The organism is Mycolicibacterium sphagni, assembly GCF_002250655.1.
In the GTDB taxonomy this organism is placed as follows: domain Bacteria; phylum Actinomycetota; class Actinomycetes; order Mycobacteriales; family Mycobacteriaceae; genus Mycobacterium; species Mycobacterium sphagni.
On sequence record NZ_NOZR01000002.1, the window covers coordinates 274,549 to 300,776 of the forward strand.

General features: G+C 66.3%; 25 protein-coding genes and 1 other RNA gene. 8 read left to right on the plus strand and 18 right to left on the minus strand.

Annotated elements, in window-relative coordinates; all coding sequences use genetic code 11:
* Nucleotides 1–32: 32 nt before the first annotated feature.
* On the minus strand, nucleotides 33–1,544 hold the full coding sequence (locus CG716_RS03340; protein WP_094476400.1) for a flavin-containing monooxygenase: 1,512 nt from the start codon (nucleotides 1,542–1,544) through the stop codon (nucleotides 33–35).
* A gap of 48 nt (nucleotides 1,545–1,592) precedes the next feature.
* Nucleotides 1,593–2,330, minus strand: a complete 738-nt coding sequence (locus tag CG716_RS03345; RefSeq protein WP_094476631.1) for a TetR/AcrR family transcriptional regulator — start codon at nucleotides 2,328–2,330, stop codon at nucleotides 1,593–1,595.
* 140 nt (nucleotides 2,331–2,470) lie between these two features.
* On the opposite strand from CG716_RS03345, the gene CG716_RS03350 reads away from it, so the two are divergent.
* Nucleotides 2,471–3,649, plus strand: coding sequence for an NAD(P)/FAD-dependent oxidoreductase (locus tag CG716_RS03350; RefSeq protein WP_094476402.1), 1,179 nt, complete (start codon nucleotides 2,471–2,473; stop codon nucleotides 3,647–3,649).
* A gap of 9 nt (nucleotides 3,650–3,658) precedes the next feature.
* Nucleotides 3,659–4,180, plus strand: coding sequence for a hypothetical protein (locus CG716_RS03355; protein ID WP_094476404.1), 522 nt, complete (start codon nucleotides 3,659–3,661; stop codon nucleotides 4,178–4,180).
* On the opposite strand, the gene ygiD is transcribed toward CG716_RS03355, so the two are convergent.
* Both ygiD and CG716_RS03365 read right to left on the minus strand, forming a co-directional pair.
* Complete coding sequence (gene ygiD / locus CG716_RS03360) at nucleotides 4,177–5,022, minus strand: 4,5-DOPA-extradiol-dioxygenase (RefSeq protein ID WP_094476633.1); 846 nt, start codon at nucleotides 5,020–5,022, stop codon at nucleotides 4,177–4,179. The two genes, CG716_RS03355 and ygiD, sit on opposite strands and share 4 nt — an antisense overlap.
* A gap of 8 nt (nucleotides 5,023–5,030) precedes the next feature.
* A complete protein-coding gene (locus tag CG716_RS03365; protein WP_094476406.1) occupies nucleotides 5,031–5,747 on the minus strand; it encodes a LysR family substrate-binding domain-containing protein in 717 nt (238 codons plus the stop codon).
* A gap of 28 nt (nucleotides 5,748–5,775) precedes the next feature.
* On the opposite strand from CG716_RS03365, the gene CG716_RS03370 reads away from it, so the two are divergent.
* Nucleotides 5,776–6,156, plus strand: a complete 381-nt coding sequence (locus tag CG716_RS03370) for a DUF5997 family protein (protein ID WP_094476408.1) — start codon at nucleotides 5,776–5,778, stop codon at nucleotides 6,154–6,156.
* 383 nt (nucleotides 6,157–6,539) lie between these two features.
* Here the strand turns inward: CG716_RS03370 and CG716_RS03375 are convergent.
* The 5 genes from CG716_RS03375 to CG716_RS03395 all read right to left on the minus strand — a co-directional run bounded on the left by CG716_RS03375 (nucleotide 6,540) and on the right by CG716_RS03395 (nucleotide 10,508).
* An RNA gene (locus CG716_RS03375) (hammerhead ribozyme type II) lies at nucleotides 6,540–6,608 on the minus strand.
* Nucleotides 6,609–6,630: 22 nt separating this feature from the next.
* On the minus strand, nucleotides 6,631–8,748 hold the full coding sequence (gene nrdE, locus CG716_RS03380; protein WP_207760561.1) for a class 1b ribonucleoside-diphosphate reductase subunit alpha: 2,118 nt from the start codon (nucleotides 8,746–8,748) through the stop codon (nucleotides 6,631–6,633).
* A gap of 17 nt (nucleotides 8,749–8,765) precedes the next feature.
* Nucleotides 8,766–9,242 carry a class Ib ribonucleoside-diphosphate reductase assembly flavoprotein NrdI gene (nrdI, locus tag CG716_RS03385; protein ID WP_094476412.1) on the minus strand — a complete coding sequence of 159 codons (477 nt, stop codon included), beginning with the start codon at nucleotides 9,240–9,242 and terminating at the stop codon, nucleotides 8,766–8,768.
* 28 nt (nucleotides 9,243–9,270) lie between these two features.
* Entirely contained in the window at nucleotides 9,271–9,510 is a 240-nt protein-coding gene (locus CG716_RS03390; protein ID WP_094476414.1) for a redoxin NrdH, read from the minus strand.
* Nucleotides 9,511–9,965: 455 nt separating this feature from the next.
* The gene (locus CG716_RS03395; RefSeq protein WP_094476416.1) at nucleotides 9,966–10,508 is read right to left on the minus strand and encodes an NAD(P)H-dependent oxidoreductase; all 543 of its coding nucleotides are present in this window, start codon (nucleotides 10,506–10,508) and stop codon (nucleotides 9,966–9,968) included.
* An 87-nt stretch (nucleotides 10,509–10,595) separates the two neighbouring features.
* Here CG716_RS03395 and CG716_RS03400 point away from each other — a divergent pair, with 87 nt between their 5' ends.
* A complete protein-coding gene (locus CG716_RS03400) occupies nucleotides 10,596–11,195 on the plus strand; it encodes a TetR/AcrR family transcriptional regulator (RefSeq protein ID WP_094476418.1) in 600 nt (199 codons plus the stop codon).
* Nucleotides 11,192–12,238: a DNA polymerase IV gene (locus tag CG716_RS03405; RefSeq protein ID WP_094476635.1), complete on the plus strand. Its 1,047-nt coding sequence runs from the start codon at nucleotides 11,192–11,194 to the stop codon at nucleotides 12,236–12,238. Before CG716_RS03400 ends, CG716_RS03405 begins: the two co-directional genes overlap by 4 nt.
* A 4-nt stretch (nucleotides 12,239–12,242) precedes the next feature.
* On the opposite strand, the gene CG716_RS03410 is transcribed toward CG716_RS03405, so the two are convergent.
* A complete protein-coding gene (locus tag CG716_RS03410; protein WP_094476420.1) occupies nucleotides 12,243–13,112 on the minus strand; it encodes an SDR family oxidoreductase in 870 nt (289 codons plus the stop codon).
* A gap of 3 nt (nucleotides 13,113–13,115) precedes the next feature.
* Nucleotides 13,116–13,754, minus strand: coding sequence for a TetR/AcrR family transcriptional regulator (locus CG716_RS03415; RefSeq protein ID WP_234817686.1), 639 nt, complete (start codon nucleotides 13,752–13,754; stop codon nucleotides 13,116–13,118).
* A 131-nt stretch (nucleotides 13,755–13,885) separates the two neighbouring features.
* On the opposite strand from CG716_RS03415, the gene CG716_RS03420 reads away from it, so the two are divergent.
* Complete coding sequence (locus CG716_RS03420) at nucleotides 13,886–15,370, plus strand: cytochrome P450 (RefSeq protein WP_094476424.1); 1,485 nt, start codon at nucleotides 13,886–13,888, stop codon at nucleotides 15,368–15,370.
* 83 nt (nucleotides 15,371–15,453) lie between these two features.
* On the opposite strand, the gene CG716_RS03425 is transcribed toward CG716_RS03420, so the two are convergent.
* The 5 genes from CG716_RS03425 to CG716_RS03445 all read right to left on the minus strand — a co-directional run bounded on the left by CG716_RS03425 (nucleotide 15,454) and on the right by CG716_RS03445 (nucleotide 20,879).
* On the minus strand, nucleotides 15,454–15,921 hold the full coding sequence (locus CG716_RS03425) for a 2-isopropylmalate synthase (protein ID WP_094476426.1): 468 nt from the start codon (nucleotides 15,919–15,921) through the stop codon (nucleotides 15,454–15,456).
* A gap of 159 nt (nucleotides 15,922–16,080) precedes the next feature.
* Entirely contained in the window at nucleotides 16,081–16,350 is a 270-nt protein-coding gene (locus CG716_RS03430; RefSeq protein ID WP_094476428.1) for a metal-sensitive transcriptional regulator, read from the minus strand.
* A 231-nt stretch (nucleotides 16,351–16,581) separates the two neighbouring features.
* Complete coding sequence (locus CG716_RS03435) at nucleotides 16,582–17,658, minus strand: phosphotransferase family protein (protein ID WP_094476430.1); 1,077 nt, start codon at nucleotides 17,656–17,658, stop codon at nucleotides 16,582–16,584.
* Nucleotides 17,655–19,787: a GAF domain-containing SpoIIE family protein phosphatase gene (locus tag CG716_RS03440; protein WP_094476432.1), complete on the minus strand. Its 2,133-nt coding sequence runs from the start codon at nucleotides 19,785–19,787 to the stop codon at nucleotides 17,655–17,657. The genes CG716_RS03435 and CG716_RS03440 overlap by 4 nt, the downstream gene beginning before the upstream one ends.
* An 84-nt stretch (nucleotides 19,788–19,871) precedes the next feature.
* Nucleotides 19,872–20,879 carry an NAD-dependent epimerase/dehydratase family protein gene (locus CG716_RS03445; RefSeq protein ID WP_234817687.1) on the minus strand — a complete coding sequence of 336 codons (1,008 nt, stop codon included), beginning with the start codon at nucleotides 20,877–20,879 and terminating at the stop codon, nucleotides 19,872–19,874.
* Between the two features lie 115 nt (nucleotides 20,880–20,994).
* Here CG716_RS03445 and CG716_RS03450 point away from each other — a divergent pair, with 115 nt between their 5' ends.
* Nucleotides 20,995–21,414 carry a hypothetical protein gene (locus tag CG716_RS03450; RefSeq protein ID WP_094476436.1) on the plus strand — a complete coding sequence of 140 codons (420 nt, stop codon included), beginning with the start codon at nucleotides 20,995–20,997 and terminating at the stop codon, nucleotides 21,412–21,414.
* 72 nt (nucleotides 21,415–21,486) lie between these two features.
* Here CG716_RS03450 and CG716_RS03455 read toward each other — a convergent pair whose 3' ends face one another.
* Both CG716_RS03455 and CG716_RS03460 read right to left on the minus strand, forming a co-directional pair.
* A complete protein-coding gene (locus CG716_RS03455) occupies nucleotides 21,487–23,652 on the minus strand; it encodes an acyl-CoA dehydrogenase family protein (protein WP_094476438.1) in 2,166 nt (721 codons plus the stop codon).
* Between the two features lie 55 nt (nucleotides 23,653–23,707).
* Complete coding sequence (locus CG716_RS03460) at nucleotides 23,708–24,466, minus strand: SDR family NAD(P)-dependent oxidoreductase (protein ID WP_094476440.1); 759 nt, start codon at nucleotides 24,464–24,466, stop codon at nucleotides 23,708–23,710.
* Nucleotides 24,467–24,626: 160 nt separating this feature from the next.
* Between CG716_RS03460 and CG716_RS03465 the strand changes: the two genes are divergently transcribed.
* Complete coding sequence (locus CG716_RS03465; protein WP_094476442.1) at nucleotides 24,627–26,192, plus strand: molybdopterin-dependent oxidoreductase; 1,566 nt, start codon at nucleotides 24,627–24,629, stop codon at nucleotides 26,190–26,192.
* Nucleotides 26,193–26,228 lie beyond the last annotated feature (36 nt).

A 26,228-nucleotide genomic window follows, 5' to 3' on the forward strand; every position in this document is an offset into this window, starting at 1 on the left:
CGGGGAAATTCACCCCGGCGTGTCGGGCGAACTCAGCCGGAGAACCGGTACTCCGTGCGCTTCAGGGATCGCGTCGCCAGCCAGTACTGCCACGTCATCCCGCTCCACAAGGTGCGGTTCTTGCCGTGCTCGTCGAGATACCAGCTGCTGCAGCCGCCGGTGCTCCAGACCGCGCCGCCGAGCCGCTGCTGCAACTCGGCATTGAACGTATCCTGCGCCCACCGACTGGGTGCCAATGCCTGCGCCCCGGCTTTCTCGACGGCATCGATCGCCTGGCCGACGTAGCGGATCTGCGACTCGATCATGAACACCACCGAGTTGTGGCCAAGTCCGGTGTTGGGCCCGAGCAGGAAGAACAGATTCGGCATGTCCGCGACAGCGATCCCGCGGTGGGCCTGCACACCTTCCCGGTTCCAGCGGTCCACCAGATCCTCGCCGCCGGGGCCCTTGATGCCGACGTAGGTGTAGGAGTCGGTGACGTGGAATCCCGTCGCGAACACGATGACGTCGGTCTGTCTTTTGGTCTCACGACCGTGCTCGTCGGCGGTGACGATGCCGTGCGGGGTGATCCGGGCGATCGAATCGGTGACCAGCTCGGAATGCGGCTTGTCGATGGCACGAAAGTATCTGTCGGAGAACAGGACTCGCTTGCAACCCAGCCGATATTTCGGGGTCAGCCGGCGCCGCAGCTCACGGTCGCGAACCTGATGGCGAATGTTCCACTTGCCAGCCTTCTCCCCCAGCGTGAGCAGCTCGGGCCGCTGCGTCATCGCGAAGCCGAGGGCTTCCTGGAACCAGTAGATGCCGGTGCGCAGCAACGCCCGGGTGCCGGGTACCGACCCGAACGCGTCGCGCATCCAGGCCGGGATGGGGTTGTTGGTTCGCGGGAGCACCCAGGCCGGGGTGCGTTGATAGAGCTGGAGTTGGCCGACCTGGTCGACGATCTCCGGTACCAGTTGGATGGCGCTGGCACCGGTGCCGATGACCGCGACGCGCTTGCCGGTGAGGTCGACGCCGTGGTCCCACTGCGCGGAGTGGAACGCGGCGCCGCCAAAGTCGGCCAGCCCCTCGATGTCGGGCACCGCCGGGATGTGCAGCGCGCCGGCGCCGGAGATCAGGAATTGGGCGATGTACTCCCGGCCCTCTCTGGTGAAGACATGCCAGCGATATTCGGCGTCGTCCCAGTGGGCTCGGTCGACATGGGCGCCGAAGCGGATGTAGCGGCGCAGGCCGTACTTGTCGGCCACCCCTTTGAGGTAGTCGAAGATCTCCGGTTGCAGGGACCACATATAGGTCCAGTCGGCTTTGGGCTCGAACGAGAACGAGTAGAGGTGCGCCGGGATGTCGCAGGCGCAACCCGGGTAGCTGTTGTCGCGCCAGGTTCCGCCGACGTCGTCGGCCTTTTCCAGGATCAGGAAGTCGACGCCCCGCCGCTGCAGCTCGATCCCCATGCCCAGCCCGGAGAATCCGGTGCCGATGACCAGGGCCCGGGTATGGACGGGTTCGGTGGTGGTGTTGGCGACGGTCGGTTCGGCAACGGTCATGCCACCAAAGTACCCAATACCGGCGGTATCGCCTAAGGGTTCGCGAGCTCAGCCGGCGGCGGCGCGCCGCTGCATGGCGTTGTGGATGGGACGGTCGGGATCGAGGTTCACGCCCAGCACGTCGGCGGTGCCGTTGACCGTGCCCAACATGATCGTGGTCAGGTGGTTGATGAACTCATCGGTCGGCATCCGGCGCGGGCTGTCGGGGTCCGGACCCAGCCACCAGTCGGTCGCCGCCGAGGCCGCCCCGAAGGCGGCCGACGCTGCCAGTTGCAGCGCCGCGGGGTCGAGCTGCATCTCGCGCAGCTCGTTGTTGAACGTCTCGGCCATCGCCATGGTGATCTCGCGGCCTTCGTTGAGCGCGCGCTGGGTGGATTCCGATTGTTCGGGGAACCGGCCCTGCAGCATGAAGCGCAACACGTTGGGGTGCTGTTCGACCAGGTTCACGTACTCGGCCACACCTCGGCGAACGACCTCGCGGGTGGGGTCAGTGGCGGCGTCGATGTTGGAGAAGATGGCCGCCCACAGCATGTCGCGAAGCCGCTTACCGATGGCCTGGAACAGGTCGGACTTATCGGTGAAGTGACGGTAGATCTTCGGCTTGGCGGTGCCGGCCTCTTCGGCGATCTCACGCAGGCTGACGTCGGGTCCGTGCTTGTCGATGGACCGGAACGCGGCGTCGACGATCTCGGCGCGGACCTTCTTGCGGTGCTCCCGCCAGCGCTCGCTGCGCGCGTCGACCTTGCCCGGCTCGGTGCCGGATCGCGATCTCGAGACTCTGCGCACGTCAAGCACTGTACTCGCAGCAGGGGTTGACCAGGGCCGACCTTGCGCGACGACGATCACACCGGCGTCCGTCGAGCGGAGCGATGCGGCGTTCTCAGATAGCATCGAGGGACTCCGATATGCGAAGCGAGACGAGGCTAGTGACCGAGCGATTCGACCTGGTGATAGCAGGCGGCGGACCGTCGGGATCCGCGGCGGCGTGGCAGGCCGCGCAAACCGGCGCCAAAGTGGTGGTCCTCGACAAAGCCGAGTTTCCGCGGGACAAACCCTGCGGCGACGGCCTCACCGCGCGGGCCGTCAGCTATCTGCAGAAGATGGGCCTGGCTAAAGAGGTCTCCGAGTTCCACAAGGTGAGCGGCGTGACCGTCTACAGCCCGTCGCAGTGGGAACTGTCTTTCCCGAAGCGGCCTGGGATGCCTGATTACGGCCGTACCGCCAGCCGCACCGAACTCGACACGATGCTGCTCAAGCATGCTGAGTCGGCCGGCGCGGTGGTGCGTCAGGGCGCCGAGGTCGCCGGCCCCGAGCTCGACGAGCGCGGCCGGGTGGTCGGCGTCGTGCTCAAGAGCGGTGAGAAGGTGTGGGGCGACGCGGTCATCGCCGCCGACGGCGCCTACTCCCCGCTCAAACGCGGGCTCAAGATCGACTCGGACTACAACGGTTACTCGGCCATCGCGATCCGCTCGGAGATGCACGCCAACCGGCCGGACTCCGACCGCTTCGAGATCTACCTCAAGCTGCTGTTCCAGGGCGATCAGCTGCCGGGCTACGGCTGGATCTTCCCGATGGGGGGCGGCCGGTTCAACATCGGCCTGGGCTACGTCAACAGCTACAAAAACTGGCAGGCCATCAACGCCACCCACTTCTTCGGCGACTTCCTGCACACCCTGCCTGCCGAGTGGGAGCTGCCGTCGGTCGAGGAACTGAAGAAGAACAAGACGGTTCGCGCCTGGCGCCTGCCGATGGGATTCACGGCGTGGCCGCCCTGGCGTCCCGGCGTGCTGTTCGCGGGCGACTCGCTGGGTGCGGGCAAGCCGGTCTCGGGTGCGGGCATCTCCAAGGCGCTGGAATCGGGCTTGGCTGCGGGCGAATGCGCGATCGCGGCGCTGGAAAACGGTGGCCCGGACGACTTCACCAATTACCAGCAGCGCATGGAGGCGGCCTGGGGACGTGAGTACCGGCGCGGACGCTTCTTCAACAAGCTCGCCGGCTACCCGAAGGTCTCCGAGACCGGGCTCAAGTTGCTCGACAACCACACGTTCCGCGACTTCCTGCTGAAGTCGTTGTACAAGAAGCAGCAGAGCCCTTCCCACACCTAGTCTGCTCGCATGCCACACGACGGCGCGGTGACGATGACGCCCGGCCTCGCCGAGGATGAGCTGGCAGCTATCGAGGCCGAGTTCGGTTTCGAGTTCGCCGACGACCATCGAGCGTTTCTGTCCGCGGGGCTGCCTGTGGGGGAATCGTGGCCCGACTGGCGGGATGCACCGCGCCGCAGCCTGCAACAACGGCTACAGCTCCCCGCCGAGGGAATCCTGTTCGCCGTCGAGTGGCGACAATTCTGGGGCGCCGAGTGGGGTGTGCGCCCGGCCCGAATGAAGGACGCTCTGCGCAGCGCGAACTACCATCTGGCGCGGGTGCCGCAGTTGGTGCCGGTGCATGCGAACCACTACCTGCCCGCCGGCCGCGGCAGCTTCGGCCACCCCGTGCTGTCGGTGTATCAGACTGACGTAACCTGCTGCAGCACTGGGATTTTCGCCTACGTCGACCGCGAGCTCGGGGATGCCGATCCCGACGTTTGGCAGGCGCCGACGCCGACGGTGCGGTTCTGGTCCGACTTGATCGGCTAAATGTTGGTCTCGTCGGCGGGAACGCCGCTGGCGAGTGCGGCTGAGCCACGGCCCTCGCTCGGCTGTGGCATCGGGTCCAACCCGACGGTGTAGGACGTCATCGACAGTGACCCGTAGGCGCAGCCGTCGGCGAGCACCTCGACGCCGTGGCCATTTTCGGCCGCTAATCCGGCGAAATACAGCATCGGCAGAAAGTGATCCGGGGTGGGCACCGCCGCGGCGTAGTCATGGTGTTCGCGAAGACGAACGGCACCGGCCGGGTCGGTGAGCAGTTGCGTGCGGGCCTGGTCGTCGAAGCGCTGCGCCCAGTCGAATGCCTTGTCCCCCAACACCGGGTTCATGGCGGCCAGGTTGTGGACGATGTTGCCGCTGCCCAGGATCAGCACGCCGCGCTCCCGCAGGGTGGCCAGCTTGGCACCCAGCTCCAAGTGGTACTCCAGCGGCTTGTCGGCGTTGATGGCCAGCTGCACCACCGGCACCGTCGCGTCAGGGAACGCGTGCACCAGCACCGACCAGGTGCCGTGGTCGATGCCCCAGCTGTCGATATCGGCGCCCACCCAGGTCGGCTCGACCACGTCGGCGATCTCGTCGGCGAGCTCGGGCAGTCCCGGTGCGGGATATTGCATGTCGAAGAGCTCGGCGGGAAAACCGTAGAAGTCGTGGATGGTTCGCGGCACCGCCATCGCGGTGACCGCGGTGGCATTGATGTACCAGTGCGCGCTGACGACGAGGATTGCGCGGGGACGCGGGACCGACTGGCCGAACGCACGCCACGCCGCGGTGTAGCGGTTGTGCTCAAGTGCGTTCATCGGGCTTCCGTGCCCGATGAACGCCGCCGGCATGAGTACGGTCATCGTCGTCCGCGCTCGACCCGACCCGGCTTACTGGCGACCTTTCCTGCGGCGGCGCGGGCGGCCTGCTTGGCCAGGGTCTTCTCCCGCGCGCTGCGCTTCGGTGCCGGCTGGGCCCCCTGGCCGCGCGACGAACCGGGCTTGCGGCCGCGGACGATCCCGGTGAACTCCTCGACCAGCGTCGACGGCGGACCTTCCGGGAAGGCGAGCGCCACGACGCACGTCGGTGCGTCAGCGATCGGGCGATACGTGAGGTCCTTACGGTGGTACAGCCGAGCCAGCGACTGCGGAACGATGAGCGCACCTATGCCTGCGGCGACGAGTTCTATTGCATCCTGGGTGGTTTCGGGTCGGTGATCAATGGAGGAGCCGGGCGACTCGGGCCAGGCGACGACGTCGTCGAGTGGCAGCAGGACCGGCTCACCGTCGAGGTCCGCGGCGGTGATCTCGTCGGCGGCGCTGAGGAGGTGGTCGGCAGGCACCACAGCCACCGTCGTCTCCTCGTAGAGCGGGATGACGGCCAATCCGGAGGTGTCGGTTGGCAGCCGGAGCAAGGCCACATCGACGGTGCCGTCCCGCAGTTCGGCGGCGGCATCAGCGGCGGCGACGGCGCGCAGCGTCAGCGGAATAGCCGGGTGGCGTTCTGCCCAGGTCCGCGCCCACTTCGCGGGCGTCCCACCGGGGACGTACCCGAGGGTGAGCAAGGACTGGGTCACGGCATCAGGCTACCGATAGGCTGACCGCATGAGCAGGCCTAACGCGCAGTCCATGAAACCCGCCACGGCGGCGAAAAAACTGGACGTCTACCTGCCTGCGACGCCTGCGGAGTTCCAGGAGAATGCGATCACCCGCGACGAGCTCACCGCACTGCAGGCGGACCCGCCTCAGTGGCTCAAGGACCTCCGTAAGAATGGGCCGCATCCGAAGAACCTGGTGGCGGCCAAGCTGGGCGTCTCGATCTCCGGCCTGACTCGCGGCGGCGTCACCGATGCGCTCACCACCGAGCAGATCGATGCGCTGCTCGAGGAGAAGCCGGACTGGCTTGTCGCCGAGCGCGAGAGCTACCAGGCGGTGCTGGCCGAGGAGCGCCGGGTGAAAGCGGCGCGCGCGCCGAAGGCTCGTTGAGACCGCACTGAGGGCGAAAAATTCGCCAACATCGCTCTCAGTGCTGTCTCAATGCAGCAGACGAGCAGATGCGTCTTCGTGCGCCGAGTGGCCAGTTATCGCAAGCTTGTTCGCGATTTGCGTGTGATCACTGGCCACTAACCGTCGCGCGCTAGAGGTCGCGCCATTCGCTTTTTCGCCTGGCTTTCACAGGCTCGTCAGCAGGGTAACCCTGGAAAGCGGGAGGTGGTCTTTACCGGTTTTAACCGTGCGCTCCTTAGCGCATTTCACTATTACTTTTCCCATACGCATGACCCCCTTAGCGATGATCGTTGACAGGTATCCAATGACTTCTGATACTGCGAGACCCACGAGAAAGTTCACGGGACCAACGGTCTGAAACACTGCGGCTGCCATCATCAGCCTGAGAAAGCCACCTCCCAGGGACGCCAACCGTAGTCGGCGTTTCGGCAATTCAGTTTGCAGTGTTGAGCGCTACAACATGCAGCTGACGCAATTTTCCACCTCGGTGCCTTCCAACGCCATCTGGCGAAGCCGGATATAGTAGAGCGTCTTGATTCCCTTGCGCCAGGCATAGATCTGCGCCTTGTTGACTTCGCGGGTGTCGGCGGTGTCCTTGAAGAACAGCGTCAGACTCAAGCCCTGGTCCACATGCTGGGTGGCCGCAGCGTAGGTGTCGATGATCTTCTCGTAGCCGATCTCGTACGCATCCTGGAAGTACTCCAGGTTGTCGTTCGTCAGATACGGCGCCGGGTAGTACGCCCGCCCGATCTTGCCTTCCTTGCGGATCTCGATCTTGCTCGCCACCGGGTGGATCGAGCTGGTGGAGTGGTTGATGTAGGAGATTGAGCCGGTCGGCGGCACGGCCTGCAGGTTCTGGTTGTAGATGCCGTTGGCCTGCACCGACTCTTTAAGCCGCACCCAATCCTCTTGTGTGGGAATGCGAATGCCCGCTTCGGCGAACAATTCGCGGACCCGCTCGGTGGCCGGCTCCCACACCTGGTCGGTGTACTTGTCGAAGAACTCACCGCTGGCGTACTTCGACTTCTCGAAGCCCTTGAACGACGACCCGCGCTCGATGGCGATCTTGTTCGACGCCCGCAGTGCGTGGTAGAGCACGGTGTAGAAGTACATGTTGGTGAAGTCGATGCCCTCTTCGGATCCGTAGAAGATCCGTTCGCGTGCAAGGTATCCGTGCAGGTTCATCTGGCCAAGGCCGATGGCGTGCGAATCATTGTTGCCCTGCTCGATCGACGGCACCGACCAGATATGCGTCTGGTCGCTGACGGCGGTCAATCCGCGGATGGCCACCTCGATGGTCTGCGCGAAGTCCGGCGAGTCCATCGCCTTGGCGATGTTCAGTGAGCCCAGGTTGCAGGAAATGTCCTTGCCCACCTTGGCATACGACAGATCCTCGTTGAACAGCGACGGCGTCGACACCTGCAGGATCTCCGAGCACAGGTTCGAGTGCGTGATCTTTCCATCAATGGGATTAGCTCGATTGACCGTGTCCTCGAACATGATGTACGGGTAGCCCGATTCGAACTGCAGCTCGGCCAGCGTCTGGAAAAACTCGCGGGCCTTGATCTTTGTCTTGCGGATCCGGCCGTCGTTGACCATCTCGTGGTACTTCTCGGTGACCGAGATGTCGGCGAACGGAACGCCGTACACCCGCTCGACGTCATACGGCGAGAACAGGTACATGTCCTCGTTCTTCTTGGCCAGCTCGAAGGTGATGTCGGGAATCACCACGCCCAGCGAGAGGGTCTTGATGCGGATCTTCTCGTCGGCGTTCTCCCGCTTGGTGTCCAGGAAGCGGTAGATGTCGGGGTGATGGGCGTGCAGGTAGACCGCGCCCGCGCCCTGGCGTGCACCGAGCTGGTTGGCGTAGGAGAACGAGTCCTCCAGCAGCTTCATGATCGGGATGACGCCCGAGCTCTGGTTCTCGATGTTCTTGATCGGGGCGCCGTGCTCGCGAATGTTGGTCAGCAGCAACGCAACTCCACCACCGCGCTTGGACAGCTGCAGTGCGGAGTTGATCGAGCGGCCGATCGACTCCATATTGTCTTCGATGCGCAGCAGGAAGCAGCTCACCGGCTCGCCGCGCTGGGCCTTGCCCGAGTTGAGGAAGGTCGGGGTGGCCGGCTGGAAGCGGCCGTCGATGATCTCGTCGACCAGCTTCTCGGCCAGCGTGGTGTCACCGGCGGCCAGCGTCAGCGCCACCATCACCACACGGTCCTCGAAGCGCTCCAGGTAACGCTTCCCGTCGAACGTCTTCAGCGTGTAGGAGGTGTAGTACTTGAACGCGCCCAGGAAGGTCGGGAAGCGGAACTTCTTGGCATAGGCGCGATCAGTCAGCGTCTTGACGAAGTTGCGCGAGTACTGGTCGAGAACGTCACGCTCGTAATAGTTCTCGCGAATCAGGTAGTCGAGCTTCTCGTCCTGATTGTGGAAGAAGACGGTGTTCTGGTTGACGTGCTCGAGGAAGTACTGGCGAGCGGCCAGACGATCCATGTCAAACTGGATCTTGCCGTCCTTGTCGTACAGATTGAGCATCGCGTTGAGCGCGTGGTAATCGGTCTCCCCGGGCAACGCATGCCCCGAAGTCGTTACAGGCTCTGCAGCTGTGACTGTAGGTGCCACGTGTCCTCGTCCTCCCAGAATTTCGCCAACTCCGCGCGGACGGCTTCCACGTCCTCCGCGGTTCCCATTAATTCGAAGCGATATAGAAGCGGCACTTTGCACTTGTGCGAGACCAGCCTGGCCGCGAAGCAGTACTCGGCACCGAATTGTGTATTGCCTGCCCCGATCACGGCATGGATCAGGGAGCGGTTGTGCGGATTGTTCAAAAACGCGATGACCTGCTTGGGCACATACCCCTTGGCGTCGAGCCGTGGGCTGTCGCCGCGCCCCCTGCCGTAGGTCGGCAGAAGCAGGACGTAAGGCCTGTCTACCTCGATGCGCTCGTGCAGAGGAATCCGGATGGCGGGCACGCCCAGCTTCTGCACGAAGCGATGGGTGTTCTCCGAGACGCTGGAGAAGTACACCAACCGCTCCGGGCCTGCCAGGCTGCCATCCGGATTCATCACTTCGCTCCTCGTGGCGCCCGGACCGCTAGGCGCTCAGTACGGCACCGGCGAGCGCCTTGATCCGCTCCGGGCGGAATCCCGACCAGTGATCGCCGTCGGCAACCACGACCGGCGCCTGCAGGTAGCCCATCGCCATCACGTAATCGCGAGCCTCCGAGTCCTCGGTGATGTCGACGACGTCGTAGGGCAACCCCTGCTTGTCCAGGGCCTTGTAGGTCATGTTGCACTGCACGCAGGCGGGCTTGGTGTACACGGTGATGGTCATCTGCGAATGGCTCCTCAGCGAAACATAGAGATCGACTCAAGACGGTCACGGGATGGTCTGTGCGCAGGCACTCATGAACGTTCAGCGAGCTGTCGGACCGTGAAATTCCCTGGCTGCCGGGGCCGCGCGGACCGACATCTCAGCTTCGGTTCCGGCGATCCGGCGGCCCTGTGAATCTCGGGTCTGTCGGCCTGACGAACACTACACCTAGTGGCCGACAGCGAGAAGAGATACAACATGTTCTGAATAACAATTGTGAAATTCCCTGGTCGTAAGCGCCTCGACGGGGTTTCGCCCGGCGTGTCGCATCTCACAACACGCCGCACGCGAACAACCGTGCATAGGTGTACCACCGGGCACCGACATCACCGGCCTGCCGAGACCTCACAACCCCCGCAGACAGCAAAGCCGCCGGTGCACTGGCACCGGCGGCTTTAGGAGCTGCGGCGACGCGCTCAGCTCACCTCGGCGGCGAGCTTGCCGACTACGTCGCGCACCGCCGCGGCAACCTCGGCGTTCTCGCGCGGATGCTTCCCGTCGAAGGACTTGGCCGGCACCGAGAGCTTGACCGACTCCACCACCCTGGGCCCGGCGACGCCAAACGACTTACGCGTCTCGTCGTGGGCCCACACGCCGCCGTACTGGCCGAACGAGGCCCCGATGACGGCTAGCGGCTTGCCCTTGAGCGCGCCGTTGCCAAAGGGTCGCGACAACCAGTCGATGGCGTTCTTCAGCACGCCCGGGATGCTGGCGTTGTATTCGGGCGTCACCACCAGCGTGGCGTCGGCCTCCGCGGCCGCCGCGCGCAATGCCACCACTGCGGCGGGCGCATCCTCGGTGTCGATGTCCTCGTTGTAGAACGGCAGCTCGCCCAAGCCGTCGTAGATATTCAGCGTGACGCCGTCGGGCGCCGACTCCACCGCCAGCTCGGCGAGCTGGCGATTGACCGACGCCGCCCTCAGGCTGCCTACCAGCGTCAGAACCTTGATATCGGCCATGTCCGCGATCCCTTCTGTTGTCCAGATCCTCGCATGCCGCAACCGGACTACGGTCCGGTTTATTTCCCGCTGAGCTAAAGTGTGGGAGTGAGCGCGATCGAACGGGCCAGCGAGCTGCCGGTTTCCGCGCCACAAGAGCGCGGCGACGCGGCCCGCAACCGGCTTCTGCTGCTCGACGCGGCTCGCACCCTGATCGCCGAACGCGGTGCCGACAACGTCTCCATGGACGATATCGCCGCGGCGGCCGGAGTGGGCAAGGGCACGGTGTTCCGTCGCTTCGGCAGCCGAGCCGGCCTCATGATGGTGCTGCTCGACGAGGATGAGCGTGCCATCCAGCAAGCCTTCTTGTTCGGGCCGCCGCCGCTGGGTCCCGACGCTCCTCCCCTTCAGCGGCTGTTGGCTTTCGGGCGCGAACGGCTGCGTTTCGCACAGACCCATCGCGCACTGCTGTCCGAAGCCAACCGCGATCCCGACACCCGCCACAATGCGCCGCTCGCCGTGATGCGTACCCACGTCCGGGTCCTGCTCGAAGCTGCGGGAACGACCGGCGATCTCGACGCCCAAGCCGACGCGCTGCTGGCACTTCTGGATGCCGACTACGTCACCCATCAACTCGGGCGCGGCCGCACGCTCGACAGCCTGGGCGACGCGTGGGACAGCGTCGCGACCAAGCTGTGCGGGAGATGACAGCGCCCGCACCGCGCGACTGGGTCCTGCACGTGGACCTCGACCAATTCCTGGCCTCCGTCGAACTGCGCCGCCACCCCGAACTGGTTGGCTTGCCGGTGATCGTCGGCGGCAGCGGCGATCCCACCGAACCGCGAAAAGTGGTGACGTGCGCGTCTTATGAGGCCCGCGGCTTCGGGGTCCATGCCGGGATGCCCCTGCGCAGTGCCGCGCGCAAGTGTCCGGACGCGACGTTTCTGCCGTCGGACCCGGCTGCCTATGACGAGGCGTCCGACCAGGTGATGGGCCTGCTGCGCGACCTCGGCCATCCCGTCGAGGTGTGGGGCTGGGACGAGGCCTATGTCGGGGCGCAGGTCGCCGACCCGATGGAGCTGGCCGAACGCATCCGCACGACGATCGCGGTCGAGACCGGGCTGGTGTGCTCGGTGGGCATCAGCGACAACAAGCAGCGCGCCAAGGTGGCGACCGGCTTCGGCAAACCCGACGGCGTCTACACCCTCACCGACGCCAACTGGATGGAAGTCATGGGCGCGCGCCCGGTCGATGCGCTCTGGGGTGTGGGGCCCAAGACCACCAAAAAGCTTGACAGTCTTGGCATTACCTCTGTCCGAGAACTCGCTCACGCCGACGCCGAACTGCTCACCGCCACGTTCGGGCCGCGCACCGGCTTGTGGCTGCTACTGCTGGCCAAGGGCGGCGGCGACGCGACGGTCAGTGCCGAGCCGTGGATCCCCCGCTCCCGCAGCCACGTGGTGACGTTCCCGCGCGATCTGACCGAACGCGCCGAGATGGATGTCGCAGTCATCGACCTCGCCCGCCAAGCACTGGCCGACGTGGTGGCCCAGTCCCGCATCGTTACCCGAGTGGCAGTTACGGTGCGCACCAACACTTTTTACACCCGTACCAAGATCCGCAAACTCGACCGGGCGACCGTCGACGCCGAGGTGATCACGTCCACTGCCCTGCGCGTGCTGGATCTGTTCGAGCTCGACCGCCCGATCCGCCTACTCGGAGTGCGTCTGGAATTAGCGCCGCCCACTTGATGATTCAGGCCGGCGGCGGAGTGTTCGCGCTACGCGGCCGCAGCACGCGGGTGAAGAAGACATTGACCCGCCGCATCGCCACGCTGTAGGGCCACCACGCCAGCCGCTTGAATGCATACAGCGCGCGGATGTCGTGCGAGGTGTAGATCAGATACCGGTTCTTGGTCACCCCGGCCAGGATTTTCTCGGCGACCTTCTCCGGCGTCACGGCGTGACCACTGAATCGCTTGACCCACAGCTGCACCTTCGGGTGGTCGCGGTCGACACCGGCGATCTGCACTGTCTGCACCAGCGGGGTGTCGACGGCGCCGGGCACGACGAGGGAGACGCCGATGTCGTGGCGGGCCAGGTCGAATCGCAAGACTTCCGAAAGTCCGCGCAGCCCATACTTACTCGCGCTGTAGGCGGCGTGCCACGGCAGAGCTACCAGGCCGGCGGCCGAGGAGACGTTGACCAGTTGGCCGCCCCGGCCGGCGGCGACCATCGGCGGCAGGAAGGTCTCGATGACGTGAATAGGGCCCATCAGGTTGACATCGATCATCGACTTCCAGTGCCGGTGGGTCAGTTGCTCGACGGTGCCCCACGCCGAGATCCCGGCGACGTTCATCACGATGTCCATCGCCGGGTGGCGAGTGTGGATGTCGGCGGCGAATCCGGCGACCGCGTCGTAGTCGGCGATATCCAGGGCCCGATGCTCGGGCACCTCGGCGCCCAGCGCACGGACGTCGGCCACGGTCTGTTCCAGGCCATCGGCGTTGACGTCGGTCAGGTACAGTTCGGCGCCATCGCGGGCTAGCCGCAGCGCGGTGGCACGGCCGATACCGCTGGCCGCGCCGGTGACGAACACCCTCTTGCCCGCGAAGCCATCAGCCATGGGCTAGTCGCCGACCCGTCCGCCCCAAAGCGCATGCAGCCAGAGACTCTCGAGAACCTGGACCGAGCGGTCCAGGTTCTTCTCGGATCCGACGAAGGCGGACTCCCCGGATAGCGTGAACGCCGTCGTCGCGGCGAGGGTACGGACCAGGCCCCTGATGTCGGCAGTGATCGGGTCGGCGGTGTGGTTCCGGATCTCGGCCTCGACAATCGGCACGATCTGATCGATCACGGCGTCGTTGAATCCGTCCAGGATTTCCCGGATCTCGGCATCCGTGTGGCGCGCGGCGTTGCACGCCGACATCACGGGGTCGTTGTGGGCGTAGACCGCGGCGGCACTACGCACCATCCGCTTGGCGAATGCCGTCGGCGTCTCATCAGCGCCGCGCGGCGCGAACTGGTGGGTGAGCTCCTCGAGTTCGTGGGCGGCCTCGCCGACGATGTGCGCCAGCACGGCGTATTTGGAGTCGAAGTAGAAGTAGAAGCCGGACCGGGCGACCCCGGCACGATCGCTGATCGTGCTGACCGACAGCTCGGCGAACGGCTTCTCTTCGAGCAATTCGCGCACGGCCGCAACGATCGCGTGCCGCTGCTTGTCGCCGCGGCGGCGAGGCGCCTCGACGGGTTCTTGGTGCGCGGTCACCCGTTTACCTTGCACCACGCCACGACCGAAGTGAAACTTGACATGCGTCAAGAAAACTGGCGAGGATGGGGATACCTGTGGCCCCGGCCACATCTCCCCGGATGCCAGTCCCCCGTTTCACAGGAGCGTTGATGACCACGATCAGCACCCCCAACTACCTGTTGGACCAGGCGAAACGCCGAGTCACTACATCGCCGATGCTGACGCTGCCGGGCATGGGCCGGCTGGAAAAGCGGCTGAACGCGCGTGATTGGCCGCAGCACGAGATGGCTGCGCCACCGGCCGGCAGCGACCTCAAACCGGTGATGGGCGATGCCGGCCTGCCGATCATCGGCCACATGGTGGAGATGTTCCGTGGCGGACCGGACTTCTGGCTGCAGAAATACCGCAAGCACGGCCCGGTCATGCTGCTCGATTCGCCGATCATCCCGACGGTGGCGGCGCTGGGTCCCGACGCGGGACAGGCGATCTACTCCAACCGCAATAAGGACTACTCGCAGCAGGGGTGGACCCCGATGATCGGGGCGTTCTTCAACCGTGGCTTGATGCTGATGGACTTCGAGGAACACATGTTCCACCGCCGCATCATGCAGGAGGCATTCGTCCGCACCCGGCTGGTCGGCTACACCGAGCAGGTCGACAAGGTCGTCTCACAAGTCGTCGCCAACGACTGGGTGGCCAACGACCCGCGCTTCCTGCTCTATCCGGCGATGAAGGAGCTCACCCTCGACATCGCCTCGATGGTGTTCATGGGCCATGAGCCGGGCGCCGATCGCGAACTGGTCACCAAGGTGAACAAGGCCTTCACCGTGACCACCCGGGCCGGCAACGCCATCATCCGCACCGGCATCCCGCCGTTCACGTGGTGGCGGGGCCTCAAGGCACGCGAATACCTGGAAAGCTACTTCGAGGAGCGGGTCCGGGAGCGTCGCGGCAAAGACGGCTCCGATCTGTTGTCAGTGCTCTGCCAGAGCGAGGACGAGGACGGTAACAAGTTCTCCGACGACGACATCGTCAACCACATGATCTTCCTGATGATGGCGGCGCACGACACGTCGACGTCCACGGCGACGACGATGTCCTATTACCTCGCCGCCAATCCCGAGTGGCAGGAGCGCTGCCGCGACGAGTCCGACCGGCTCGGCGATGGTCCCCTCGACATCGAGGCGCTGGAGAAGCTGGAATCCCTGGACCTGGTGATGAACGAGTCGATCCGGCTCGTGTCACCTGTGCAGTGGGCCATGCGCCGCACCGTGCGCGACACCGAACTGTTGGGCTACTACCTGCCCGAGGGCACGAACGTCATCTACTACCCGGGGATGACGCACCGGCTCGAGGAGATCTACCCCGACCCGTACACGTTCGACCCGGCCCGGTTCGCCGAGCCGCGCAACGAGCACAAGAAGCATCGCTACGGGTTCACCCCGTTCGGCGGCGGCGCGCACAAGTGCATCGGCATGGTGTTCGGCCAGCTGGAGATCAAGACGATCATGCACCGGCTTCTGCGCCGCTACCGGCTCGAGCTGCCGCGCCCGGGATATGAGCCGCGGCAGGACTACGGCGGCATGCCGGTGCCGATGGACGGAATGCCGATCGTGCTACGACCCCTGCACTGACGCCGAGATCGACGAACTGTCGGGATTGCTCGCACGTTCCCGGCGGAACGTCAGCTTGGACGAGCAATTCAGCGGCGAGGAACTCAAGCCGCGAGGAGGCGGTTGGCGCAGGCGACGACGGCGCGCAGCGCCGACTGGGTGGGGTCTTCCGACCAGCCCATCGCCCATTCCCGGCGCTGGCCGTCACTGCCCTCCACAAACGTCGCGGTGTGTGGGCCGGAGGCCAGCTGGTGAAAGTGCGTCGTCTCCACCGCGATCCCCCGCTCGTGGAGCATCGCAGTAAGCGCGGCGACCGGGCCGCTGGCGTGGACGGTCGCCGTCTCGATGCGGTCGCCGACGGCCAGCGTCGCGCGAAACCGGCGAGGCTGCGGGCTGAGCCGGGGCGCGTCATCGCATTCCCAGGCGCCCAGGCGCACCGGGCCGCCGCTGGGGCTGTAGGTGGCGGTGAACACGCTCCACGGCATGGCTTCGGCGTGCTCACGCAGGCCGACAGGCAGCGGGACGCCAAAACGCGGGATGGATTCGGAGATCGAAGTGCTGTGCGGAGTCATGGATCGGTCTTCTCGTCGAACGGAGGCTGACCGACGTCGTAGTTTCGACCCACAGCGGGGGGTCGGTCTGGATCAGACCCCGCTGCGGGTAGCTACTACGACAAGCGCACGATGCACGGACGCCAGGCTAGACCTCGGCCCGGGTGCGGTGCAACCGAGTTAAGCGAGCGCCAGGAAAAGCTTCTCCAGCTCGGCCTCGCTCATCGGCGCGCCACCGCTGACGGAGGTGCCGGTAACACATTCGCGCAACCCGGTCGCGACGATCTTGAAGCCGGCCCGGTCCAGCGCCCGCGATACCGCTGCGAGCTGGGTGACCACGTCTTTGCAGTCCCGGCCCTGCTCGATCATCGAAATCACACCGGCAAGTTGACCCTGTGCGCGACGTAGCCGGTTGAGGACCGCTTTAATGGCGTCGTCATCACCAACCATGGTGACCTCCTCAGATCGATCACTCGAATTTACCCTCGGCGGCATAACGTCGAATCTGTCGCATAAGCTTCCACGCGGAGGAATTGATATGTGCTATCCCGTTGAGTGCCCGAGCTGCCACAAGACCACCTGGGCTGGCTGTGGCGAGCATGTCGACCAGGTGATGCGTGACGTGCCGCCGGTCCAGCAGTGCACCTGCGCGCGGGCCGATCACCCGCAGCACTGACCCGGTCACACGAAGGGGCTGTCCCCCGCCGTGACCCGCTCCCCGAGTCCGATCAGCCGACTGGCTGAATCATGCAGGCGTTCACCGGCTTCGCGATGCGCCTGCCCCACCAGATACCGCGAATACGTGCCCTCGATCACGATGGCCAGCTTGAAGCAAGCCATCGCGACGTACCAGTCCAGGTGCTCGGTGGACCGACCGCCGGCATCGGCGTAGGCGGCGACCAGTTCGGTGCGGCTCGGCAGACCACCGAGCGCGGCCAGCTCCCGGCCGGCGTTTATCGGGTCGGGATCGTCGGGCCAGCAGACCAGGATCCAGCCAAGATCCAGCAGTGGGTCACCGACCGTGCACATCTCCCAGTCGACGAATGCGGCGACCTTGGGCACGTCGCGGCGGAGCAGGACATTGTTGAGATGCGCGTCGCCGTGCATGATGCCGGGCTCGCCGTCCGGCGGGCGGTGCGTTTCGAGCCAGTTCGCGAGCCGGTCGACCTCTAGCGACTCTGGCCGGTAGCGCTCGTGACGGTAGCGCTCGTGACGGTAGCTCTCGAGCAGCCCGAGGAAGTTCGGAACCTGACGTGCCAGAAAGGATCCCGGCCGGTGCAGCTGTTGCAGCGGGCGGCCCTGCCAGTGCGCTGCGCTCAGGCGGGCAAGGTCGGCGGCGTAGTTCAGGCCGACCTGATGGCGCATCCGGGGATCGGTCGCGTATGCCGGTGGCACCTCAGTGAGGGGGTTGAAACCGTCGACGTCCTCCATGAGGTAGAAGACCACGCCGAGCACGTCGAGATCCTCACAGCCGGCGATGAATTCCGGATGTGGCACCGCACTGCCGGCCAGGGTGCGCAGCACTGCGATCTCGCGCTGCATGGTGCGATTGCTATTGGGGCGTGGATGGGGCGGCGGCCTGCGCAGCACCACGGGGCGACCGTCCAGCCGCAGCCGCATGACGACGTTCTGGGTGCCGCCGGCCAGTGGTTCGATATCGCTGATCGCCGAACCGATTTCGTGCCGACGCACCCACGAGGTGAGTGCGGCCGCGGCGGCGTCGTCGATAGTGCCTGGGATCGCAGCGCTGCTGCTCATCCGAAGCGCACCGCGACCACGCACACGTCGTCGTCTCGGGGTGGCGGAGCCAGCGTCTGCGTCAGTAGCCGGCAGGCCGACGGCAGGAACTCTTCGCCGTTCCACTGGGTGACAAGCTTCTGCACGCGCGTCATACCGGATTCGATGTCCTGGCCGCGCCGTTCGATGAGCCCGTCGGTGTACATGACGAGGATGTCGCCGTCGCGAACCTCCACGCGCCCTTCGCTGTAGGACGCGCGGTCGACGGGGCCGAGCACCGGACCGTGGGCACCGGTGAGGCGGATCACCATTCCGGTCGACGAGCGCCGCAACAACGGCGGCGGGTGACCCGCCGACGCGTAGGACAGGGTGCCCGACGACGGATCCAGCACCGCCACACCCATTGTCGCGAACTTTCCATTGCTGGCCAGCCGGGCGAACGTGTTGAGCTCGGCGAGCAGCTGCGCCGGTGGCAGACCCTGCAATGCCATGGCACGTCCGGCGCTGCGCAGCTGCGCCATGTCCTCCACGGCGGGCAAGCCGTGGCCTACCACGTCGCCGACTGCCAGATAGGTCCGCCCATGCGGCAATTCGAGTGCGTCATACCAATCGCCGCCGAGCCCCTGCACCGTATCGGCAGGCTCATAACTGACCCCGACGTTCACCCCGGCGATGATGGCCGGGCTGCTTGGTAACACCGCAGCCTGCAGCACCGCCGCGCGGGCGTGTTCGTCGGCGTACATCCGCGCGCGCACCAGTGCCTGGCCGATCATGGTGGCGACCGCCGAGGTGTAGGCCAGTTGGGCGGTATCGAGCGGTTGCGGTTCGGACCACGCCAGCACCAGCACGCCGATCGCCTTGCCGCCTACCGTCAATGGCCAGCCGACCACCGAGGCGCCACCGCTGGCGACCAACCACTTGGCATTGTCGGGATAGCGCCGGCGATACTCGGCGACCGTCCGAACGACGACGGGCTTGCCGGTACGCACGGTGTCGGTGGCCGCGCTGGAATCGGTCAACATCACGCCGCCGGCGAACTGGTCCTGCTCGGTCACGACATCGGGATAGCCGCCCATCGCCACCCACTCGAGCCGGGTGCGCTCGTCGTTGACCAGTCCGACGGTGAGAGCCTGGGCGCCCGCGTCGTTGATCACCTGCCCGACGATGGCGTCACTGATCTGCTTCTGGGTGAACGCGCCTGACAGCAGCCGGCCGAGATTGGCGAGCGTCTCCAGGCGGGCTCGTTCCCGTCGCTCCGCCTGACGCTGCCGCACCGCGGTAACGCGCCCGGCAGCTTCCTGCGCCGTCAACATGGCGACCAGTACGACGACGGCGATGAAGGCCTGGGCGACCGCCAGCTGCCCCGGCGCACGCAGATCCAGATTCTCGAAGGTCGTATAGCCAAGGTTGGCCATGAGATTGGCAGTGAAGGCCAGCACCCCTCCGCAGAGGGCGGCGCCGATCATATCGAGGCGCAACGCGGCCCACGCCATCACCGGCAGCAAGAACAACGCAGGCGGTAGTTCGAGCCGGAACGCCACCACACTCAGACCACCCATGGCGAACAGGACAGCGAACGTCTCGAAAATCCGAGAACGCAGGATCTGGGATTGGAAGCGCCACAGGAGAATTGGCGCGCCCACCATCAGAACGCCGACACCGCTGCCGGCCCACCAGTGCAAGATGGCGATCGGCCACCAGGTGTGCTCGTGGGCTGCGGTGACCAACCCACCGATCACGCCGCCGGCCAATGGCCCCAGCACCATCGCCCCAGCTACGAACCGCGCCAAATCGTTTCGCTCGCGTAAATCTGGCGGCCCCTTGCACCAGGCTCGCACCAGCGACGCCCCGATCAGCGGCTCCACCGAGTTGGCCAGCGCGTATCCGGCTGCCGTCGGCAGGCCAGTCCCGTAGTGAAAGTCGACGGCCAACTCGATCACCACGACGGCGGCGACTATCACCGGCCACAACGCCCGCCTGGTGAGCAGCATGGCCGCGACTGTCACCCCGGCCGGCGGGAAGAACGCCGGCCCGATGCCCGCGCCGAATGTCTCCCAGGACAACACCGAACCGGCCAGGTAGGGCACCGCCACCCACCCGAACAGACTCGCCGCGTACCCGATTCGATAGCGCGCGCTCTGCCCGCTCATCCGAGCCTTCCACGTGATCGGTGGATCAGCCGGCCCGCACGCACCTCACTACCGTAGTCATCCGACGCTCAGCCGGAGGTCTTCTCACCGACCCCGGTGGTCACGTCGGCGCCGATCGAAGAATTCGACGGCCTCCCGGATCGACTCGTGGACGTCGCGCGGCTGCCAGCCCAGTTCGCGGACCGCCTTGCCGTGGTCCATCGGCGCCATGATGCCCATCAGCCGCACCGTGGTCGGGTTGAGTGGCAGATCGCGACGGGTGACGGCAGCCGCGGCACCGCCCAGCACTCCGATCGCTTTCATCACCGGCTTGGGGATGCCCCATCGGGGCGCGGGGCGGCCAGCGGCGCGGGCGGCGGTCTCGTAGAGGTCGCGGTAGGGCAGGTACCGCTCGGAGATGATGTAGCGCTCCCCCACCCGGCCGCGATCGGCGGCTAGCACCAGCGCCTGCGCGGCATCTTCGATGCCGACCACCTCGGTGGCCATCCCGCCCATGTAGAACGGCAGTTTGCCGGCCGCTGCGGCGGCCACTAGCGAGCCGTGCGGAGTTGGCTGCCAGTCACCCGCGCCGTAGGTGTTCGACACGCACAGCGCCACGGCGGGCAGCCCTTTGTCGCGGCTGTAGTCCAGCACCAGCTTTTCGGCCGCCACCCGCGAGCCGATATAGCCGCCGGCCTTGTCGCCCCAGTTGAACGGGGTGTCTTCGTCGACGATTCCGCCTGTGCCGAGCCCGATGGTTCCGATGGTGCTGGTGAACACGAACCGGCGCAGGCCGGCGTTCACCGCGACGTCGAGCACGTGGCGCAGGCCCTCGACGTTGGTGCGGTACAGCGGTGCGGGGTCACGCAGGTTGGCGCGGGTGTCGACGACGCAGTAGAAGACGACGTCGCAGCCGTCCATCGCCTCCTTCAACGCGGCATCATCGAAAATGTCGCCGTAGAAGCGCTGCACCGGCAGGTCATCGATCGCGCGGGTCGAACTGCTGGGGCGCAGCATGACGCGGACCGTCTCACCGCGCTCGACCAGCTGCCGCGTTACGTGTGAGCCGAGGAATCCGCTCGCGCCCAGAACCAGTTTTTCGGTGCCTGCCACGCCAGGCAGCATGCCCCATGACGAGAGGGGGGACAAGGTTGCCGAAGTGTTCACAGCTGGTTTTCGGGCTCCGCCGCTAGTATCAGCCGCCGAGACGAAAAACCGGAGGTGAAGCATGTCGACGAACGCCACAACACGGCCGGAGTTCGCCGTCGACGCCCCCGCCACAAAACCGTTGCCGCTCGGTACCGAGCCGCCACATCGCCGCTGGGTCTCGTCGGTCCTGGGCGCGCTCGGCATCCTGGTGCTCGGCGTTTTGGTGGCCGCCGTGGTGACCGTGTCGCACGAGTCGTCGCGCCCCATCGGGCAGTCTCACCCGCAGGCACCCGCAGCCACGTCGACGACACTGCCGGTGAGCACGGTCGCACTCGCCCCGCAGCCGTCAGCGCCGCCCAGTCCCTCGTGGAGTGTGGCCGCCACCGCCTCCACTCTGGCCGCGCCGCCGTCCACACCCGCAGCCACACCCAAGCGGGAACCCAGTGTGCGGCAACGACTTCACGACATGTTCCCGCAGCTATTTCCCAAGCAGCACTAGCGACGATCTGTTCTTCAGGCAAGCACCCGCAGCATTGAGGTCACCCTCGCGGCCGGTGCACCCCTGCGCCCATTACTTGATCAGCGGGTCACGCGGCATGCCCAGGATGCGCTCGGCAATCTGGTTGCGGGTGATCTCCGACGTACCGCCGGCGATGGACAGGGCGCGTGACCCCAGCGCTGTGCGGCCGGCCATTTCACCCTCACCCCCATCGAGCGCGACGTCGGCCCCGACCAGGGCCGCGGCAATCGTGCCCTGCTCCTGAAACTGCTCGGCAAGGATGAGCTTGGTGATGTTGCCTTCCGGGCCGGGGCCGGCGCCCTCGAGGGCGCGGACCACGCGGCGCAGGTTCAGCAGGCGCAGCGCCTGATCTCGGGCGAGGAACTTGCCGACCCACTGAATCGCGCCGGCATGCCGCTCGCTGTATCGCTTGGCCAGCGACACCAGCCATGCCGCGGCCGGCGCGATGGTGCCGGCGCCGCCGCCGATACTGACCCGCTCGTTGCCCAGCGTTGCCCGTGCGACGGTCCACCCTGAGTTCGGTTCGCCGACGACGTCCTCATCGGGGACGAAGACGTCGTTGAAGAAGACCTCGTTGAAGTCGGCGCCGCCGGTGATCTGACGCAGGGGCCTCACCTCGACGCCGGGGGCCTCCATGTCCAGGATCACGGTCGTGATGCCGGCGTGCTTGGGCACGTCGAAATCAGTGCGGACAGTGGCCAGACCGCGCTTGGAGTAGTGCGCCCCGCTGGTCCACACCTTCTGCCCGGTGATCTTCCAGCCGCCGTCCACGCGGGTGGCACGGGTCTTGACAGCCGCGGCGTCCGAGCCCGCCGACGGCTCGGAGAAAAGCTGGCTCCAGATCTCGTCCTTGCGCAACGCCTTCTCGACGAATCGCTCGATCTGCCCTGGCGTTCCGTGCTGGATCAGCGTCAGGATCACCCAGCCGGTGATGCCGTAGTCGGGTCGCTTGACCCCGGCCGCGGCAAACTCCTCCTCGATCAGCAGTTGTTCGACGGCGCCCGCCGCACGACCCCAGGGCTTGGGCCAGTGCGGCATGATGTAGCCGGTCGCGATCAACTCGTCGAGTTGCGCCTTCTCGTCAAGCTTGGCGAGTTCCACTGCGTCCGCACGGATCTGGGCGCGCAGCTCGTCGGCCTCGGCCGGCAGGTCCAGGCTGTTGGCCCTGCTGCAGCCCGATTCGGTCAGGGTGAACACGTCGGTGACCGGGCCGTCCCCGCCGAGCAGTGCCTGCACGGTCAGCGCCCGCCGCAGGTGCAGATGCGCATCGTGTTCCCAGGTGAAACCGATGCCCCCGTGCACCTGAATGTTCAACTCCGCGTTGCCGACATAGGCCGGGAACGCCAACGCCGCCGCGGCGGCCGCGATCAGCTCGAACTGGGTGTCGTCCTCACCGAAGGCGCGCGCGGCGTCCCACACGACGGCGATGGCCGACTCGGACGCCACGATCATGTTGGCGCAGTGATGTTTGACGGCCTGGAAGGTCGCGATGGTGCGGCCGAATTGCTCACGCACCTTGGCGTATTCGACGGCGGTGTCCACACAGTCGGACGCGCCGCCCGCGGCTTCGGCGGAAAAAAGCGTGCGGGCCAAGGCAATTGCCACCGGCCGAGCACCGGCCAGCACATTGCCGGACACCGAGACACCGCCCAGCGACACCCGTCCGGAGCCCCTTGACCTGTCGAGGCTTCCGGGTACCTCGACCGAGACACCGTCGGCGCCCCGCTCGACCAGCAGGATGTCCGCGCCAGCGGCCAGCACCAGCAGATCGGCCAGCCCGGCGCCGAGCACCACGCTCGCGTCGCCACTGGCAGCCTCACCGGACAAAGTGAGGTCGCCGCCGAATCCGACTGCCGCCGTGACTGATCCGTCGACCAGGCCAGGCAACAGGCGAGCTTTCTGTTCGTCATTGCCCACGGCTGACACCAGAGCCGAGGCGACGACGGTCGGCACGAACAATCCCGGCGCGATCGCGCGCCCGAGCTCGTCGATGACGACCACCAGTTCGGGCAGGCCGAAACCCGAACCGCCGTACTGTTCACCGATATGCAGCCCGAGCCAACCCAGTTCGGCCAGCTCCGACCAGAACGGCGGACGGGTCTCCTCGGCATCGTCGGCGAGGAGTGCCCGCGTCGCCGCCCTGGCGTTCTGAGCGGTCAGGAACGAGCGTGCTACCTCGCTGAGTTCACGGTGGTCGTCGGTCAGTGCGATACCCATCGGGTCCTCCTCGAGGCGGCGGTGCCTAGTGCTCTAATGCCTTACCACAGCGGCATTACTTGGGGGCGAAACGCTGCCCGGCGTCCAGCCGGATGCATTGGCCGTTGAGCATCGGGTTCTCGACGATCGCGGACACCAGCTTGGCGAACTCCTCAGGCTTGCCGAGGCGCTTCGGGAACGCCGCATCCTTGGTCAGCGCCTTGGCGAACTCGTCGGGGATGCCCTTGGTCAGGCCGGTGGCGAACAGGCTCGGTGCGATGGCCAGCGCGCGGATACCCACCGGGCCCAGATCGCGGGCCATGGTCAGGCACATGCCGGCGATGCCAGCCTTGGCGGCGGTGTAGGCCACCTGGCCGATCTGGCCTTCGAACGCGGCGATGGAGGCGGTGTTGATGATGACGCCGCGCTCTTCCTCTTCGGGCTCGTTGTTGGCCATGTGCGCGGCGGCGAGCCGGCTGATGTTGAAGCTGGCGATCAGGTTGAGGTTGATCGTGCTCTGGAACGTCTCCAGGGCATGCGGGCCGTTCTTGCCGAATGTCTTCTCCGCGACTCCGCCACCGGCGGTGGTCAGCACGACGTGCAGGCCGCCCAGCTTGTCGACCGCCTCGGCCAGCACCTTCTCGGTGCCCGCGAAATCGGTAACGTCGACCGGGATGAACGGCCCGCCGACGCCGGCCGCGACCTCCGGGCCGTCGGTGCCCTCGCGGTCGAGAATCGCCACCTGGGCACCACGGGAGGCCAGCAGTTCAGCACTCGCCCGCCCAAAGCCCGATGCGCCGCCCACGACGACTACCTTCTTGCCCGAGATCTCCATCCGATACTCCTGTCGATTGACACCGGCACGCTCACCGTGCCGCATACAGTTCGCTATTCCATTCGCGGACACCCGGTGGCGTCCGAGCCGGTACGCACGTTACCGCTCGTCATAAAACGGTCATGAACAAGGGTGTCTACCCAACGGTAGGTTGGCTCGTATGGCCCGATCCTCAACCGGTCAGCGCATGGGTGCCGGGGTGGCGTCTGCCGCAGTCGCCCTCGGCGTCGTCCAGTTGACGGCCGCGTTCTTCCCGCCGGCCGCCGACGCCAGGACCGCAGTGGGCACCGCCGTCATCAACCTCACTCCGGGGCCGGTCAAGGAATGGGCGATCCTGACCTTCGGTACCGCCGACAAACTGTTCCTGTCAGTGTCGGTGATCGCGGTGATCGGGGTGCTGGCCGCCGCCGCCGCGATCTGGGAGCGCTCCCGCGTCCCGGCGGGCACGGTGGCATTCCTGGTGGCCGCGGTGGTCGGCAGCATTGCCGTGCTGACCCGCCCGGGCGCCGAAGCGCTCGACATCGTCCCCACCCTGCTGGGCGCGGTGTGCGGTATCGCCGTGCTTCGCCTACTCACCTCCGAGCGGATCGCCGGGAGCGCCGAGGACACTGAGGCCAAGCCCGCCGAAGCCACCGGGGCCACTGAATCCACCGGGGTCGACCCGGGACGCCGACTGTCACTACTGACGTTCGGCCTCGCCGGACTGGGGCTGCTCGGTGGGGTCGCCGGCGTGGTCGTCAACCGCCGCCTGCACTCGGTGTCCGGCGATAGGAACAGCTTCGCCCTGCCGTCGGCCCCGCAACCGTCACCCGTCGCCGCCGACGTGACGCCCCAGGGCGTTCAACTCCCCAGCTTCATCACCCCCAACGGCGACTTCTACCGCATCGACACCGCCCTGAGCGTCCCGCAACTCGCACGCGCCGACTTCCGGCTGCGCATCCACGGCATGGTCGACCGCGAGGTCAGCTACACCTTCGACGACCTGAAGAAGTTCGAGCCGATCACCAAGGTCGTAACGCTGACCTGCGTGTCCAACCCGGTCGGCGGCAACCTCATCTCCAACGCCAGCTGGACCGGCTACCGAGTGTCCGACCTGTTGCACGACAGCGGAATCCATCCGGACGCCGACATGGTGCTCTCGACATCGGTGGACGGGTTCACCGCCGGCACCCCGGTCGAGGCACTGACCGACGGGCGCGAGGCGATGCTGGCGATCGGGATGAACGGCGTGCCGCTGCCGGTCGAGCACGGCTACCCCGCCCGGCTGGTGGTGCCCGGCCTGTACGGCTACGTCTCGGCCACCAAGTGGGTGGTGGACCTGGAGCTGACCCGTTTCGACCGGGTCCAGGCCTACTGGACCAAGCTCGGCTGGTCGGAGCGTGGCCCGATCAAGACCGAGTCAAGGATCGACGTGCCGCGCGACGGGCAGAAGGTCACCAAGGGGCCGGTGACCTTCGGCGGAGTGGCGTGGGCGCAGAACCGCGGGGTCAAGGCCGTCGAGGTGCGTATCGACGACGGGCCGTGGCAGCCCGCCCAGCTCGGGGCGTCCTACTCGAACGACACCTGGCGGCTGTGGAGCTTCCCGTGGACGGCCAGCCAGACCGGTTTCCACACCGTCACGGCCAGGGCCACCGACAACACCGGCGCGGTGCAAACCGAAGAGCAGGCGCCGCCGGCGCCCGACGGCGCAACGGGCTGGCCCTCGGTGTCGTTCGAGGTCGCCTGACACAGGCTCGTGTCGGGGGGCCGTGCCAACCTGGAG